This is a genomic window from Bacillus cereus G9842 (assembly GCF_000021305.1).
Taxonomy (GTDB): domain Bacteria; phylum Bacillota; class Bacilli; order Bacillales; family Bacillaceae_G; genus Bacillus_A; species Bacillus_A thuringiensis_S.
In genome coordinates, this window is sequence record NC_011772.1 from 563,943 (window position 1) to 579,172 (window position 15,230).

The window sequence follows — 15,230 nt, forward strand, 5'->3', positions numbered from 1 at the left end:
AAACAAGCTAGCTATATTCATATAGCTAGCTTGTCAAATTAAGGGGAGATTATAAGTATGTTAGCAAATCAAATTAATGAAAGATCATTGTTATTGCATAAAGAGTTAGTAGGGAAAATTGAAATTACAAGTAAAGTGGAGGTAAATTCAGCGGATGATTTAAGCCTGACGTATACACCAGGTGTAGCTGAGTCTTGTAAAGCAATTGCGGCAGATGAAGAAACGGTGTATGACTATACAGCACGTGGTAATATGGTGGCGGTTGTCTCAGATGGAACAGCGGTACTTGGTTTAGGAAACATTGGACCAAAAGCGGCTATGCCTGTTATGGAAGGAAAAAGTATTTTGTTTAAGAAGTTTGCGAATGTAGATGCTTTCCCATTATGTTTAGGCACAACGGATGTAGATGAAATCGTTACCCTTGTAAAAAATTTAGAGCCTACATTTGCAGGGATTAATTTAGAAGATATTGCAGCACCACGTTGTTTTGAAATTGAAAAACGATTAAAAGAAGAAACGAATATTCCTATATTCCATGATGATCAACATGGAACAGCTATTGTCGTTTTAGCAGCTGTTATTAATGCATTAAAAGTTGTTAGCAAACAAATGGATAATGTAAAAATCGTTATTAACGGTGCGGGTTCGGCAGGAATTGCAATTGGAAAATTATTATTAAAGGCTGGTGCAAAGTACATTACATTAGTTAGCTTAGAAGGTATTGTTTGTGAAGGTGAAACATGGATGAACGAAGCGCAAATTGAAGTTTCAAAAAAGACAAATCGTGAACATGTGCGTGGAACGTTAAAAGAAGCGATTCACCAAGCTGATATTTTTATTGGCGTATCTGCTCCTAACGTATTAACGAAAGAACTTGTACAGACGATGAATGAGAAAGCAATTGTGTTTGCAATGGCGAATCCAATTCCAGAAATCTTCCCTGAGGATGCATTAGAGGCTGGGGCAGCTGTAGTAGGAACTGGGCGCTCGGATTATGCGAATCAAGTAAATAATGTATTGGCGTTTCCCGGAATATTCCGCGGTGCGTTAGATGTGCGCGCGACTGATATTACAGAAGAGATGAAATTAGCGGCAGCATATGGGATCGCTAACATCATTACGGACGAAGAACGTAATGCGAATTATGTAATCCCGAATCCATTAGATAAAAGAGTTGTTCCAAGTGTTGCAGAAGCAGTAGCGAAAGCAGCTATTGATTCAGGCGTGGCGCAAATTACGAAAATAACAAGTTATTAATAGCTAAAAGCAGTGCCTAAAAAGGCACTGCTTTTTTGAGATAAGAAATCAAAATAATGAAGAAGTGTAGAATTATTTATGTTTCTTCACTATTTATTTAATTCCATTGCAACTTGTTTACCATTTACTAAAACCTCAGTTACTGCTACGATCACTTCTATCATTTTTTTCATCTCTCATCTCTCCTCGTTTCATTTCTTACTTTAAGTATAAGAGAAGAGAGATAATTCAACTATCGAAGTACATGACGTAGAAATTACATTGTTGTAAGAAAGTGGTTTATTTTTGTCACTTTACTCAGCGGTGATTACAAACTGATCATAATATTTTTCATTCACATATATATTTAATAACCATAATCCAGATGAAGGTAGTGACATAGCGAGAGGGAGTTCGCTTGTAGTAGAATCGATTGTATTTGAAGTAGTCCAAGTTTGTTTGGAAGTTTCTTTTTGAAAGAGTACTGGTGTTGGAGTTACAGATCCTTGTTTTAGCGCAATAATAGACAATTTTCCAGTTGGTATTTCAGAATCTAGAAAGTACCACATTATTTCATTTTGTTCATTTGCGATAATAGGACTATCAGCCATTGCGATTTTTTTTTCGATGCCTTTTAAAGGTATTTTTCCGTCTATGAATGAGGGTGCTTCTTCCCAATTTACATCTTTTAAAACACTAAGGTGAAAGAAGGAAGGTGCGTTCACTTGAGTGGATGATGTTGTGACAGCTTCTGTTTTAGGTACTTTTGAATCAGGTTGTGCTTGTGTGCATCCAGTGATGAGGAAGGAGAGAAGTAGCATAGTTCCGATTTTTTTCATGGTGCCACACTCCTAGTTTTTATTGTTAGTGTAATTGTATTTGCTAGAAGGCGGGACAATTCCTTTAAATTATAAAAAGAGGTCGTAAGTTTTGTACGACCTCTTTTGACATTTTTTATCCCGTAAAAGCCCGATTGGTGTAGGTTAATAATCTGTGGGGGGGATGAACAAACCCACACTGATTAAAGTTTCACCTTATATTTGTTCCGTTGTATAGGTTGGTTCGGTTTCTTTTTGAGGCATCGTCAAAAAAATAACGGACAGAACGATACATACGCCGCCTAATAATTGATATGTTCCAAAAGATTCATTTAGCCAAGTGATTGAAACGATGGCAGCTACAAGGGGTTCAATGCTAGATAAAATGCTTGTTTCTGTTGCGGCTAAATATTTCAGACTACCGATATAAAGAAGGAAAGAAAGAGTGCCGCTTATAATGATAAGAATAAGCATAGAAAAAGTTTTTGGTGTAAAGGTTTGTGAAAGCTGACTCCATCCAAACGAACTATTACAAATAAGCAGGGCGATGCCGCCGATTAACATCCCCCAGCCAATTACTATGGTTGTTCCGCATGCTTTAATAAGCGAAGCTGGATGGAGGGTATAAAATGCAAATCCGATTGCTGTTAATAGTCCAAAAATAATAGCTTCTTTAGATAAAACAACATTTTCAATTGAGCCATTTGTAATAATGAAGTATGTCCCTGTTAGCGCAGTTATAATTGCGAATAGTTGCATAGAAGCAGGGAATTTTCTTTGTTCAAATGCAACATACATGGTAATAAGAACAGGACCTAGAAATTGAAATAGCGTTGCTGTGACCGCGTTACTAATATGAACCGTTTCGATAAAGGCGTATTGTGCACCGAGCATGCCGAGAATAGAGAAAATAATAAGTTGTATAGAATATCTAGGGTGTTTCCAAATTTGAAATATGTTTTGTTTCTTTGTAAGTAAGAAAGACAAAATAAATATTCCTGCAAGCAACAAGCGAATTGTTAAAAAATCAATTGAGGATACATTAGTATGCTGAAATAGCCACTGAATCATTGGACCAGATAATCCCCATAATGTAGCCCCTGTAATAATCATAATAAGTCCGATACGTCTACCATTGTTCATTATCATGTTTCTCCTCTCCGGTATTTGATTTTTTATGTGTGACATGATAAAAGGAATTATATATAACTTCTGGTACTGTAAAAAGTATCAGATTTTAGTTTTATTAAGGGGTCAGATATTATGTTAGAATTAACGCCTAATTTAAATGTGAATAGTAAAAAGGCATTATATGTGCAATTGTATGAGTATATAAAAAAAGAAATTAAAGATGGATCGATTGTACCTTTTACGAAATTACCAGCTAAGCGAAAGTTAGCGATACATTTACAAGTAAGTAAAAATACAGTAGAGGCAGCGTACGAACAATTACTTGCAGAAGGTTATATTGAGTCGATATCGAGAAAAGGTTATTTTGTATGCAAGATTGAGCAAATGGTTCATGTAGAGGATTGCGGAGAGAGAATAGAAGAAGTACCGTTTCAGGAGAAGAGTTATAAATTTGACTTTACACAAACAGGAATTGATACAAATGCTTTTCCATTCAATATGTATCGGAAAATTGTAAATGAAGTATGGCAGCCGCATAATAACGAACTTCTCTTTCTAGGACACCCTCAAGGGGAAGCGAGCTTAAGAGAAGAGATTACGAATTATTTGTATGAATCTAGAGGTGTGCGTTGTTCAGCTAGTCAAATTGTATTAGGAGCGGGAACACAAATATTAGTGAAACTATTGTTTCAATTGTTAAAGGGAAGCAATTATGCAGTTGAAAACCCAGGGTATCATAGGAAGATGGTTGTTTTTGAACAGGGAGAAGCAAGAGTCCAAATGTTATCTTTAGATAGAGATGGAATTTGTATTGCAGATTTAGAAAATAGCAATGCGAATGTTGTATTTGTTACACCTTCCCATCAGTTTCCATATGGAATGATTATGCCTATTACGAGAAGGATGCAGCTCTTACAATGGGCAAAGAAAGAAGAGGGCAGGTATATGATTGAAGATGATTATGATAGTGAATTTCGCTATTCTGGAAAGCCTATACCGGCGCTACAAGGGTTAGATACAGAGGGGAAAGTTATTTATATGGGGACGCTATCTAAAGCATTATTGCCATCGCTACGGATGAGCTATATGGTGTTGCCGAAGAAATTAATTAAAAAGTATCAACAGCAATATTTATTTTATACACAAAGTGTTTCAAGAATGGACCAAGAAGTGATTAGAAGATTTTTAAATGAAGGCTATTGGGAAAAACATATTCATAAAATGCGTGTCGTCTACCGAAAGAAGAGAGATCGACTTGTTTTTGAAATAGAGAAGTATTTCTCTAATCGTGTTGAAGTGATAGGAGAAGATTCGGGATTACACATTTTATTAAAAGTGCATAACGGAATGCGGGAAGAAGAATTAATTCAAGAAGCTGCGAAACATAGTATCAAAATATATCCTGTGTCTACGTACTATAAAGACGGTACGGCGCCTGAGAGTGTAGTTTTACTTGGGTTTGCGATATTATCAGAGGAAGAAATTGCGAAAGCGATTCAATTATTACACACGGCATGGTTTACCAGAAAGTAAAAAACATCCTCCAAACATGAGGATGTTTTTTATTATTTATTTTCATCTAAGAATAAGACCATATGCTCTTCGTCCCAATATTGTCCGTTATATTTTAATGAACGTTCTTGTACACCGAATGTTTTAAAACCTAATGATTCATAAAGTTTTTTCGCTCCATCGTTGCCAACAACAACATCAAGCATAACTTGTTCTACTTCTAAAGATTTAGCAAGCTCAAGACATTCTTTAATAAGTGCTTTTCCTGCTCCAAGTCCACGTGCTTTTGGAGATACATATACAGAACCGATTTTAGCTTTATGTTCTTGTTTTACATATGGTTTCGTTTCCAGTGTTGCAACCCCGATTAATTTTCCATCTTTAAATGCACCTAGCGTATAGTTTTCATCTTGTGCTAATTTTTGTGCTTTATATTCAATCGCACACTCTTTATTAATAATATCTTCATAAGAAGAGCTGAATGCTTCAGGGTTTTGCTTTAATCCTTCTACGCGAAGTTCTAAGTAAATTTCTGCTTCGTCTTTTGTTAATACATGGATATCCAATTATATCACCCTCCAAATCTTTGCAAATGTACCTTTATTTTATATTGAAATAAGAATAATTTCAAAAGCTTAGCTTATATGAGCTGTTTTTATGAACAAAATAACACCAGTAGTGTTTACTACTACTGGTGTTTTCACACGCATATTATTCAAAAGGTAGCTCGATTATAAAGTTTGTTCCCGCTCCTAATTGGCTTGTTACTAGAATAGAACCGTTATGCAATTCTACAATTTCCTTTGCAACAGCTAGCCCGATACCTTTTCCGCCTGTAGCTCGTGTTCTAGATTTATCGACACGATAAAAGCGGTCAAAAATATGCGGGATATCTTCTTCAGGAATACCTTCACCTTCATCTTGTACACTTATTGTAAAAGAATCTGTTTCCATGAGTACACGTATCGTAATAGATGTGTTTTCTGGCGAATGTTGATAAGCGTTGTGTAATAAATTTAACATAACTTGTTCCATACGTCTTTCGTCTATACAAACTTCTAAATCATCTTTGCAATATACATGAAGTTGCATTTGCTTATTCGTTAATGTTGTTTTTGTTTTTTCAACCATTCGTTCTAAAAATGGCTGAAGAAGCACTTTTTGTTTTTTTATAACAAATTGGTGTTGTTCTAATTGTACAAGCATAAATAAATCTTGGACGAGATCGGTTACACTATCCGTTTCATCCTCAATGATTTGTAAGTATTCTTCTCGCTCCTCTTTTGTTAAAGAGTCTCTCTTTGCTACCTTTGCATAACCCTTCATATAGGTCAATGGAGTTAATAGTTCATGAGCGACACTAGCGAGAAATTCATTGCGCTCTTTTTTCATATACGTAAGTTCACTCGATAAATCTTCAATTGTTTTTGCTAAACTTCCGAGTTCATCATTCCGTTTAATACCTAATTGAATTGGTTTATTTAATTTTGACATTTTTTCTGTCGCTCTCTTCATTTTTACAAGTGGTTCTGTAATAACGCGTGAAAAAACAAAGACAGAAATTGTTGTTAAAATAATTGTTAAAACGCTAATGATAAGAAATTGGTTCATGAGTTTAAGTAACATATTTTCTAGGAAAGATGTTTTTAATAGCATATATAGCTTTCCTTGAAACTTTGTTGTGTTAAGTGGGCTTACTGTTGTGATGAACTTTGATTTTTTCCAGTTTCTTTCAACGACCAATCCGCCGTCTGGGACAGTTTCTGTTTTACAAGTAAGTTGTTTTTGCATATCTTTTGTTACGGGTTCTGAGGTGGAAATAATTTTGCCGTTATGGTCAGTAATAATGATAGCTATATCGGAGTTAGAAATTGATTCCGATTCAACTAAGTGTGCAGCCTCATTCGTAATATCGAACTCAGGATACACAGGACGTTTAGGATTTTTATTATGTTCAGCGTGTTTCATTTCTTTATAATATTCATCCCGTCTCTCGCGGCTTTTAATTTTTTTACTATAGCGATTACCTTTCTCTAAAAGAGCATCTGTTTCCTCTACAATACGCATTTTTGAAAGGCTTTTATAAAAAGATACGAAAGCAATTGTTTCAATACATAAAGCTAATATTAAAAAGTATGTCCCAATTTTAAGGGAAAGTTTACTCATTTTTTCACCATACCTTATTCATAATAAAGAGTCAGTGGTATACGATTTCCCACTGACCGAAGTAATTATTCACTTTTCCATTTATATCCGACTTTATAGACCGTTTCTAGGTAATCTTCAATTGGAAATCCTTTTTTGCGTAGTTTATCACGGATATTACGAATGTGTGAATCAATTGTTCTATATTCGATATCTGTTTCATAGCCCCAAATTTTTTCGATTAAATCATCTCGGCTATAAGCACGGTTTGTATTTTGCAAAAATAATCCGAGTAACGAAAATTCGATAGGAGTTAATGAGATTTTTTCATCATAAACTGTGACAGTATGTTTCGTTTTATCCCACTCAATACCATTGAAACTAACAAAGCCATCTTTCTTTGTACGGCGTAATATAGCCTCGATTCGTGCGACTAATACATGCTCATCAAATGGTTTTGTAATATAATCATCTGCGCCCATCGTGAGGCCTTTCACCATATCGTAGTTTTGGTTGCGAGCTGTTAACATAATGATAGGAACGTTGGAAATTTGACGAATTTGATAGCAAGTATCCCATCCATCCATACTTGGCATCATAACATCTAATAAAATAATATCGAATTCTTTTTGTTCGATTAATTTTAGTGCTTCAAGGCCAGAGGTAGCTTTCATACAAAAATAGCCGCGAGGGCTTAAGAACAGATCTAATAATCGTAACATACGTTCTTCATCGTCTACTAATAAAATTTTTACCATAATCTTGTGCACCCCAAACTGTTCATTCTACTTGTATAGTTTACATGAAAATAGTCAACTACCCCCACTGAAATGAATCGTTTCAGTGGGGGCTTGAGTTTGAACGCTAGGTCTTTTCGTCCATCGCTAGACAGTTTGACGCTCTAGCATTCATGCCACCTTATGGTAACACCCCAAGTATGTTTTTGGTTGGTACTGGCAACGAATGATTGTTTTCCCACTTGCACCACCCTTTCGAAAAAGAGCAATTCTCCCTTGTGGAAGAAGCCACCACTCAGATGAATCTGGCGTGTGCTACAAGCCCCGACAAGTCGAGTACATATGGATGGTTGACGCACCCACTAAGCTATGCGCGAAGCAACAGCCTTACGTTTTTGCACTTCTAATAGAATCGGCGTTTTCACTTTAAGATTCTCTTTCAATTCTACCACTTTTGATTTGTGCAATGTATTCAGCGCACCATTAATATCAGCGTGGATACATGTTCCTGCTTTACTTTGGTACAGACCACGAGTCATTCGTTTGCCACTAAAGTGATAGTGTGTCCTATCATCCTTAGTCCAAACTGGAACCGGATCTTTATCAAGAAAACTAGCTTTTGAAGTATAGCTTTCTTCTTGTTTGAAAAACCGGATGCCTTCTTTTATACATTTATTCTCAATTGCCGCAATCAGTTTATGAAACGGGATTTGAACAAATTGTTGATTATTCTTTTTTCCCATATCTGATTTTTGTTTCCAACCAGCGTTATAACCTACTACAACCGTATCTACACTACATTCTTTCACTTTTTTAAACAACAAGCCTACAGTTTGTGAAATGTAACCATTTATTTGCCTTTCCCGTTTATGCCAAAGTGCAGCCATTTTGTTCGTTACAACTCGTTTTGAAATTCCGTTTTCAACATTTTTCTGTTGCAGACTACGTATCATTTTATTGAAGTATTGGTTAATGGCTTTTAGTTTTTTACCATCAATTAAAAATGTATCACCTGTATTGGTTACGCAACTTACTAATCTGTCTACACCTAAATCGCAACTCAAAGCGTTATTCGTAGTCGTGGATGTTTTCTTCATTTGAGAAACGTGCATCTCATATGTGTAATGCACCTCAAAGAACCGACCTTTTTGCTTCGGTACAAGCTCAATGTAGGAGATTTTTTTATGTCTTAAGTTTTTCGGTATACGTATTTTAATGGAACCGAATTTTTTTCTGAATGCAACACTCATCGGAATCAGCCAATACCCGTTATCATCCACTTTTGGCACTTGATAGATTTCAATGATTCGTTTGTCAGTTGAATGAGAATAATTCGGAAAATTAGGACGCCCTGTGAATGCTTCAGGATTTTTCTTCCACGTTTCCAATGCCTTAAAAAAGCTCTTCACTTCTGCATATAAGGCTCTACGAATAGCCTGCACAGAGTTTGATTGCACGCCCCAGTAGTTCATATCGGCTTGCATGGCGGTATCTACTTCTTTTACAGTAGCCATTTTATTATGGTTCAAATAACTTTGTTTCATCGTGTACAATCCAACATTTCGCAATGCTTTTGAACTATGTGACATGCGTTGCAGTAAGCGGAATTCTTTTGCAGTCAGACTAGCTCGTCCGATATTTTGTTTCTGCGTGAATCGTTGCATGTTTTCTCTTTTCTTTTGTTTGCGTAATACTTTCACTGCTTTCTTTTTAACCATTGTTTTCACCACCTTTCTCAGAGAGTTCATTAAAATTATTTCTTCCCTAAGATAATATTTGAAATGAAACGGAACAAAATGTGAATATAGTCTTCATCGTAATTCCTTTTGGCTCAAGTAACCGAATGATTATCATTATTCAATTTCGTTGTTTTACGATCTATACCCTCCTTATCTAAGAGTAGATTGTATCGTAAGACAAAAAGAAACAAAAAAGTTCAGCCTTATTGACTGACGGCAATTCATCTCCACCTGAATTGTTGGGTTTCACCCGTAACACAAATCAGATGGAGTCTTCTTGCCGAAAAGGATAAAAACTCTTTTTATGTGATTGAATGGAGGGCTGATTTTTTCGCTCAGAGTAATTGACATAAAAAATGCACTAGTTTTGCACAACTATTTTTTATAATAGAAAACGTAGCGACACAAAATACCCTATGTTGCGACATAACGTCATGTCATTTTATTTATAAAATGACAATTCCATTCTATTGTGTATGTGAGATAGAGAGGGTTTTCGTATTCACCTCGCATCGGATAAGAAAAATTTCCTATCTCACACTTTTTTTAAAAGGAGATCATACACATGAATCCAAAAGAAGAAATTTCAAAAAAAGAAAAGCAAGATCGTAATACGGTTGTCATGTGTGTTGCCGTATCTATGGTTATTATTATAAGTTGCGTAAATAAAATTTTAGGGATTTTATAAAATAAAAAAGCTGATTGCTTCTTAAGAAGCAATCAGCTTTTTTCATTATTAGGGGAGTATTCCTATATGATAAACCAAGGTAAAATTGCTAAACCAGAAGTTACAATTGCTGTAGTAAATATTAAAAGAACAGCTCGTTTGTTTTGTTTCATGTCACATTCTCCTCTACATATCAATTGAATGCTATACGTTCATTTTGTGATTGGTGCTTTACTAATTAAAGTTTCACTTTATATTTTTAGTATAATGAATGGTAAGGATTGGTACGATCGATAAAGGTGACATGAAGATTACATTGTTGTAATGCAAAAAAACATCTTTCTTATTAAGAAAGATGTTTTTGGAAAACTACCCCGTAAAAGCCCGATTGGTTCAGCTAATACTCAGTGGGGGATGGAAAAATCCCCCACTGAGTAAAGTTTCACTTTATATTGAAGTATTAATCATTTAAGAACAGAACCATATGTTCCTCGTCCCAATATTGACCGTTATGTTTTAATGAACGTTCTTGTACGCCGTAAGTTTGGAAACCTAATGATTCATATAATTTTTTGGCACCAGCGTTACCAACTACAACATCGAGCATAAGTTGTTCTACATGTAATTTATCGGCGTTTTCAATAATGGCTTTAATGAGAGCTCGTCCTGCTCCGAGACCACGTGCTTTTGGAGAAACAAAAACGGAGCCAATTTTTGCTTTATGTTCTTGTTTAATAAATGGTTTTGTTTCTAAAGTAGCGATACCAATTAAATCATTATCTTTGAAGACACCTAGAGTATACTTATCCGGATTGCTTAATCGTTTAGCCATAGCAGCTACAGGATCCTCATGTTTCAAAACATCTTCATAAGAAGAGCTAAAAGCTTCCGGATTTTTCGTTAAACCTTCCATACAAACTTTTAAATATATTTCTGCGTCCTCTGTTGTTAATAAGCGAATTTCCATAGTTGTAACCTCCCTGGTGGATTTCAAATAAATCCATTACTTTTATAAGATTGAGTATATGTTTTGTTAGTATTCTCTTTTAATTTGTAAAAGAATGAAAAGATATATGCTACAATGTTTTGTTTTAATTATGTAATGAAATTATATATTAACTTTGTTAACTATTCAAGTGTTTAATATGTTACATTTTTATAACTAAAATAAATCCTCGATTGAGGATTTATTTTTTAAACATTGGATTGATAGCCATCAATTCGTTTTGGATGTGTGTAAATATTACAAGATTCATTTCTAATAAACCCTACGACTGTAATGCCTAAATCATGGGCAAGTTGCAATGCCAGTTTTGTTGGAGCGGATTTAGATAGAACAATTTCACATCCGATTTTTGAAACTTTGAGTAAAATTTCGGATGAAATACGTCCGCTAAATGCGATGATTTTTCCTTTAATGGATATATCGTTACGCAAACAATGACCATATATTTTATCTAATGCATTATGTCTTCCAATATCCATTCTTGATAGGAGGATATTGTTTCGATCACATAGCGCGGTATTGTGAACACCGCCAGTTTGGCGAAATGTAGTAGAAGATTGTTGCAAGGTATTCATTAAATGAAAGCATTCTTCAGGAGTAATTTTTACATGTATATCATGTAAGTCTTTTGCTTTTGCTGCGTCGTTTACGAAAATAAAACCTTGTCTACCTTTTCCGCAGCAAGAAGTGATGTATCGTTTATTATATAAAGTTTGATAGAGCGGATTCACTTTTGATGATTTTACATGGACAATTCCGTTATCTTTTTGAACCCATAGTTCTTCAACATCTTTATAGGAAGAAATAATCCCCTCAGAAATTAAAAAACCAATTACCATATCTTCAATATAATTTGGTGTGCATACGACTGTTACATATTCTTCACCATTCAATTTAATAGTAATAGGAGATTCTGTGACAATCTCATCAAGTTGTTTTGAAAATGTACCAGATTGATAACGTACAATTGTATAAGTCTCTTGCGTAGGCCCCATATTTAATTCCCCTTTTATATGTATTTCTCTCCCACATTTATCATAAAACAATGGAAAAAATAAAAACACCTATTAACAAGAAGATCACAGATTATTTTGGTTATTATTGTATATGTACGATATAATAGAACTGTAGAATAGTGATATTTTCAAGCTTTCGTAGTTATACCTTATAACATCTAGAATCGACTTCATAAGAAAGTATTTGGGTAGAGCGTTTCAAAAATATGTACAGTAATGTGATTTTGAAAACGGATTCATAATTGTGTTGTACAGTTGGTTGTAAGGAGAGGGGAAACTATGGCAGAACAGACAGTCCGTGTAACCGTCGATGGTAAAGAATTTTCTGCATCAGGTGAAAAGACGATACTACAATTATTTAACGAGAGTAATTTGGAACATCCTCAAATTTGTCATGTACCAGAAGTAGATCCAATTCAAACTTGTGATACGTGTATTGTAGAAGTAAATGGAAAGTTATTGCGTGCTTGTTCAACGAAATTAGAGAACGGTATGCATATCGAAAGACAGTCCCAGCGTGCAAAAGAGGCACAGACTGAGGCAATGGATCGAATATTAGAGAATCATCTATTGTATTGTACCGTTTGTGATAACAATAATGGTAACTGTAAAGTCCATAATACAGTACATATGATGGGAATTGAGGAACAGAAATATCCGTATGAGCCAAAAGTAAGTGCGTGTGAAGTGGATATGTCACATCCATTTTATCGATATGATCCAAATCAATGTATTGCTTGTGGGCAGTGTGTAGAAGTATGTCAAAACTTACAAGTGAATGAAACTATATCAATTGATTGGAGCTTAGACCGTCCACGTGTTATATGGGACAATGGTGTAAGTATAAATGACTCATCTTGTGTAAGTTGTGGGCAGTGTGTAACAGTATGTCCATGTAATGCGTTAATGGAAAAAACAATGCTGGGTGAAGCTGGATTCATGACAGGATTGAAACCGGATGTGTTAGATCCGATGATTGATTTTGTAAAGGATGTAGAGCCGGGATATAGTAGTATTTTAGCAGTTTCAGAAGTAGAGGCTGCGATGCGTAAGACGAAAGTGAATAAAACAAAAACAGTTTGTACATTTTGTGGTGTAGGTTGTTCATTTGAAGTATGGACGAAAGACCGCCACATTTTGAAAGTGCAGCCTGTTTCAGATGCGCCGGTTAACGGTATTTCCACATGTGTAAAAGGCAAATTTGGATGGGATTTTGTAAACAGTGAAGATCGTATTACAAAGCCATTAATTCGCCAAGGAGATATGTTTGTTGAAGCTTCATGGGAAGAGGCTCTGGAAGTTGTTGCATCCAATATGCAGCATATTAAATCAGAATATGGAAGTGATGCATTTGGGTTTATTTCTTCTTCGAAAGTAACGAATGAAGAAAATTATCTTATGCAAAAACTAGCCCGTCAAATATATGGAACGAATAATGTAGACAACTGTTCCCGTTATTGTCAATCTCCAGCAACAGACGGTTTATTTAAAACTGTCGGTATGGGCGGGGACGCTGGAACAGTGAAAGATATTGCGGAAGCAGGCCTTGTCATTATCGTTGGAGCAAATCCAACAGAAGGACATCCTGTACTTGCAACGCGTGTAAAACGTGCTCATAAATTACATGACCAAAAATTAATTGTGGCAGACCTTCGTAAACATGAAATGGCAGAGCGTGCGGATTTATTCATTCATCCGCGCCAAGGAACTGATTACGTATGGCTCGCTGGTATTACGAAATATATTATTGATCAAGATTGGCACGATAAAAAGTTCATAGCTGAAAATGTGAAGAATTTTGATGAATATAGCAAAATGGTAGAAAAGTATACGCTTGATTATACAGAAGAAATTACGGGGATTTCGAAAGAAAATCTGAAAGAAATGGCTCGTATGGTATATGAAGCAGATGGTACTTGTGTACTTTGGGGAATGGGTGTAACTCAAAATACTGGAGGAAGTACAACTTCAGCAGCAATTTCAAATCTATTGCTTGTTACGGGTAACTATCGTCGTCCTGGTGCAGGAGCATATCCATTACGCGGACATAATAACGTACAAGGCGCTTGTGATATGGCAACATTACCAAACTGGCTTCCAGGTTACCAAGCAGTTTCAGATGATGCGCTCCGTGCGAAATTTGAAAAAGCATACGGTACTACAATTCCGAAAGCACCAGGCTTAAATAATATTGCAATGTTACTGGCGGCAGATGAAGGGAAACTGCGTGGTATGTATGTTATGGGTGAAGAAATGGCTTTAGTAGATTCGAATGCCAACCATGTACAACATATTTTAGCGAATTTAGATTTCCTTGTTGTTCAAGATATGTTCTTATCGAAAACAGCTCGTTTTGCTGATGTTATTTTACCGGCAGCACCAAGCTTAGAAAAAGAGGGAACATTTACGAATACAGAGCGCCGTATTCAAAGATTATATGAAGTATTGAAGCCGCTTGGTGATTCAAAGCCAGACTGGTGGATTTTACAAAAAGTAGCTCGTGCACTTGGCGGGGACTGGAATTATGAAAGTCCAAGTGAAATCATGGATGAAATCGCATCGCTTGCACCTTTATATTCTCAGGCAACATACGATCGTTTAGAAGGATGGAATAGTTTATGTTGGGGTAGCCATGATGGCAGTGATACACCGCTATTATATGTGGACGGATTTAACTTCCCGGATAAACTAGCTCGTCTATCATTAGATGAATGGGTACCACCAGTTGTAGCACCAGATGAGTATGATTTACTTTTAAATAATGGTCGTATGTTAGAACATTTCCATGAAGGGAATATGACGAATAAATCGGCTGGTATTTTATCTAAAGTATCTGAAGTGTTCGTTGAAATCTCGCCTGAACTTGCCCTAGAGCGCAATGTGAAAGATGGTGGTCTTGTAGAATTAGCATCACCATTTGGGAAAATTAAAGTACAGGCACTTGTTACAGATCGTGTAACGGGGAAAGAGCTATATTTACCGATGCATGCAACGGTAAATGAAGAGGCAATCAATATTTTAACTGGAACGGCGACAGATCTTTATACATGTACACCAGCGTACAAACAAACGATGGTAAAGATGCGTGTACTACGTGAAAAAGGGAATCGTCCGTTACCATCTTCAAACCCGAGAGATAAAAAGCGTAATCCGCAAAACGGTGTTGAAATCGAGCAAAAATGGCAAAGAAAACAATACGTATCACTTGTGGACTAGGGGGCGG

At 35.8% G+C, this 15,230-nt stretch carries 12 protein-coding genes; 4 read left to right on the forward strand and 8 right to left on the reverse strand.

Annotated features, from left to right (window positions below; genetic code table 11):
* Positions 1-57: 57 nt before the first annotated feature.
* Positions 58-1,257, forward strand: coding sequence for an NAD(P)-dependent malic enzyme (locus tag BCG9842_RS02830; protein WP_000880775.1), 1,200 nt, complete (start codon positions 58-60; stop codon positions 1,255-1,257).
* A 293-nt stretch (positions 1,258-1,550) separates the two neighbouring features.
* Here BCG9842_RS02830 and BCG9842_RS02835 read toward each other — a convergent pair whose 3' ends face one another.
* Together BCG9842_RS02835 and BCG9842_RS02840 are read right to left on the reverse strand one after the other, a co-directional pair.
* A complete protein-coding gene (locus BCG9842_RS02835) occupies positions 1,551-2,075 on the reverse strand; it encodes a DUF4871 domain-containing protein (protein ID WP_000719685.1) in 525 nt (174 codons plus the stop codon).
* Between the two features lie 195 nt (positions 2,076-2,270).
* A complete protein-coding gene (locus BCG9842_RS02840; RefSeq protein WP_001059061.1) occupies positions 2,271-3,197 on the reverse strand; it encodes a DMT family transporter in 927 nt (308 codons plus the stop codon).
* 120 nt (positions 3,198-3,317) lie between these two features.
* Between BCG9842_RS02840 and pdxR the strand changes: the two genes are divergently transcribed.
* Positions 3,318-4,718 (forward strand): MocR-like pyridoxine biosynthesis transcription factor PdxR, encoded by a 1,401-nt coding sequence (gene pdxR, locus BCG9842_RS02845; protein WP_000891922.1) that lies wholly within the window; start codon positions 3,318-3,320, stop codon positions 4,716-4,718.
* A gap of 32 nt (positions 4,719-4,750) precedes the next feature.
* Here the strand turns inward: pdxR and BCG9842_RS02850 are convergent, their stop codons facing one another.
* From BCG9842_RS02850 to BCG9842_RS02865, 4 genes are all read right to left on the reverse strand, one after another.
* Positions 4,751-5,263: a GNAT family N-acetyltransferase gene (locus BCG9842_RS02850; RefSeq protein WP_000351212.1), complete on the reverse strand. Its 513-nt coding sequence runs from the start codon at positions 5,261-5,263 to the stop codon at positions 4,751-4,753.
* A 145-nt stretch (positions 5,264-5,408) separates the two neighbouring features.
* Positions 5,409-6,863 carry a HAMP domain-containing sensor histidine kinase gene (locus tag BCG9842_RS02855; RefSeq protein WP_000041024.1) on the reverse strand — a complete coding sequence of 485 codons (1,455 nt, stop codon included), beginning with the start codon at positions 6,861-6,863 and terminating at the stop codon, positions 5,409-5,411.
* Positions 6,864-6,928: 65 nt separating this feature from the next.
* Positions 6,929-7,600 carry a response regulator transcription factor gene (locus BCG9842_RS02860; RefSeq protein WP_000238957.1) on the reverse strand — a complete coding sequence of 224 codons (672 nt, stop codon included), beginning with the start codon at positions 7,598-7,600 and terminating at the stop codon, positions 6,929-6,931.
* A gap of 341 nt (positions 7,601-7,941) precedes the next feature.
* On the reverse strand, positions 7,942-9,297 hold the full coding sequence (locus BCG9842_RS02865) for an RNA-guided endonuclease TnpB family protein (protein WP_000239357.1): 1,356 nt from the start codon (positions 9,295-9,297) through the stop codon (positions 7,942-7,944).
* Between the two features lie 586 nt (positions 9,298-9,883).
* Here BCG9842_RS02865 and BCG9842_RS31770 point away from each other — a divergent pair.
* Entirely contained in the window at positions 9,884-10,006 is a 123-nt protein-coding gene (locus BCG9842_RS31770; protein WP_001068392.1) for a hypothetical protein, read from the forward strand.
* A 439-nt stretch (positions 10,007-10,445) separates the two neighbouring features.
* On the opposite strand, the gene BCG9842_RS02875 is transcribed toward BCG9842_RS31770, so the two are convergent.
* Both BCG9842_RS02875 and fdhD read right to left on the reverse strand, forming a co-directional pair.
* Positions 10,446-10,952, reverse strand: a complete 507-nt coding sequence (locus tag BCG9842_RS02875; RefSeq protein WP_000405874.1) for a GNAT family N-acetyltransferase — start codon at positions 10,950-10,952, stop codon at positions 10,446-10,448.
* 227 nt (positions 10,953-11,179) lie between these two features.
* Entirely contained in the window at positions 11,180-11,986 is an 807-nt protein-coding gene (fdhD, locus tag BCG9842_RS02880) for a formate dehydrogenase accessory sulfurtransferase FdhD (protein ID WP_000529230.1), read from the reverse strand.
* Between the two features lie 300 nt (positions 11,987-12,286).
* Here fdhD and fdhF point away from each other — a divergent pair, with 300 nt between their 5' ends.
* Positions 12,287-15,223 carry a formate dehydrogenase subunit alpha gene (gene fdhF, locus BCG9842_RS02885; RefSeq protein ID WP_000840671.1) on the forward strand — a complete coding sequence of 979 codons (2,937 nt, stop codon included), beginning with the start codon at positions 12,287-12,289 and terminating at the stop codon, positions 15,221-15,223.
* Positions 15,224-15,230: the final 7 nt, after the last annotated feature.

Coding starts and splice junctions, on each gene's coding strand:
- BCG9842_RS02830 (WP_000880775.1), top strand. CDS start 58: ATGTTAGCAAATCAAATTAATGAAAGATCATTGTTATTGCATAAAGAG.
- BCG9842_RS02835 (WP_000719685.1), bottom strand. CDS start 2,075: ATGAAAAAAATCGGAACTATGCTACTTCTCTCCTTCCTCATCACTGGA.
- BCG9842_RS02840 (WP_001059061.1), bottom strand. CDS start 3,197: ATGAACAATGGTAGACGTATCGGACTTATTATGATTATTACAGGGGCT.
- pdxR (WP_000891922.1), top strand. CDS start 3,318: ATGTTAGAATTAACGCCTAATTTAAATGTGAATAGTAAAAAGGCATTA.
- BCG9842_RS02855 (WP_000041024.1), bottom strand. CDS start 6,863: ATGAGTAAACTTTCCCTTAAAATTGGGACATACTTTTTAATATTAGCT.
- BCG9842_RS02860 (WP_000238957.1), bottom strand. CDS start 7,600: ATGGTAAAAATTTTATTAGTAGACGATGAAGAACGTATGTTACGATTA.
- BCG9842_RS02865 (WP_000239357.1), bottom strand. CDS start 9,297: ATGGTTAAAAAGAAAGCAGTGAAAGTATTACGCAAACAAAAGAAAAGA.
- BCG9842_RS31770 (WP_001068392.1), top strand. CDS start 9,884: ATGAATCCAAAAGAAGAAATTTCAAAAAAAGAAAAGCAAGATCGTAAT.
- BCG9842_RS02875 (WP_000405874.1), bottom strand. CDS start 10,952: ATGGAAATTCGCTTATTAACAACAGAGGACGCAGAAATATATTTAAAA.
- fdhD (WP_000529230.1), bottom strand. CDS start 11,986: ATGGGGCCTACGCAAGAGACTTATACAATTGTACGTTATCAATCTGGT.
- fdhF (WP_000840671.1), top strand. CDS start 12,287: ATGGCAGAACAGACAGTCCGTGTAACCGTCGATGGTAAAGAATTTTCT.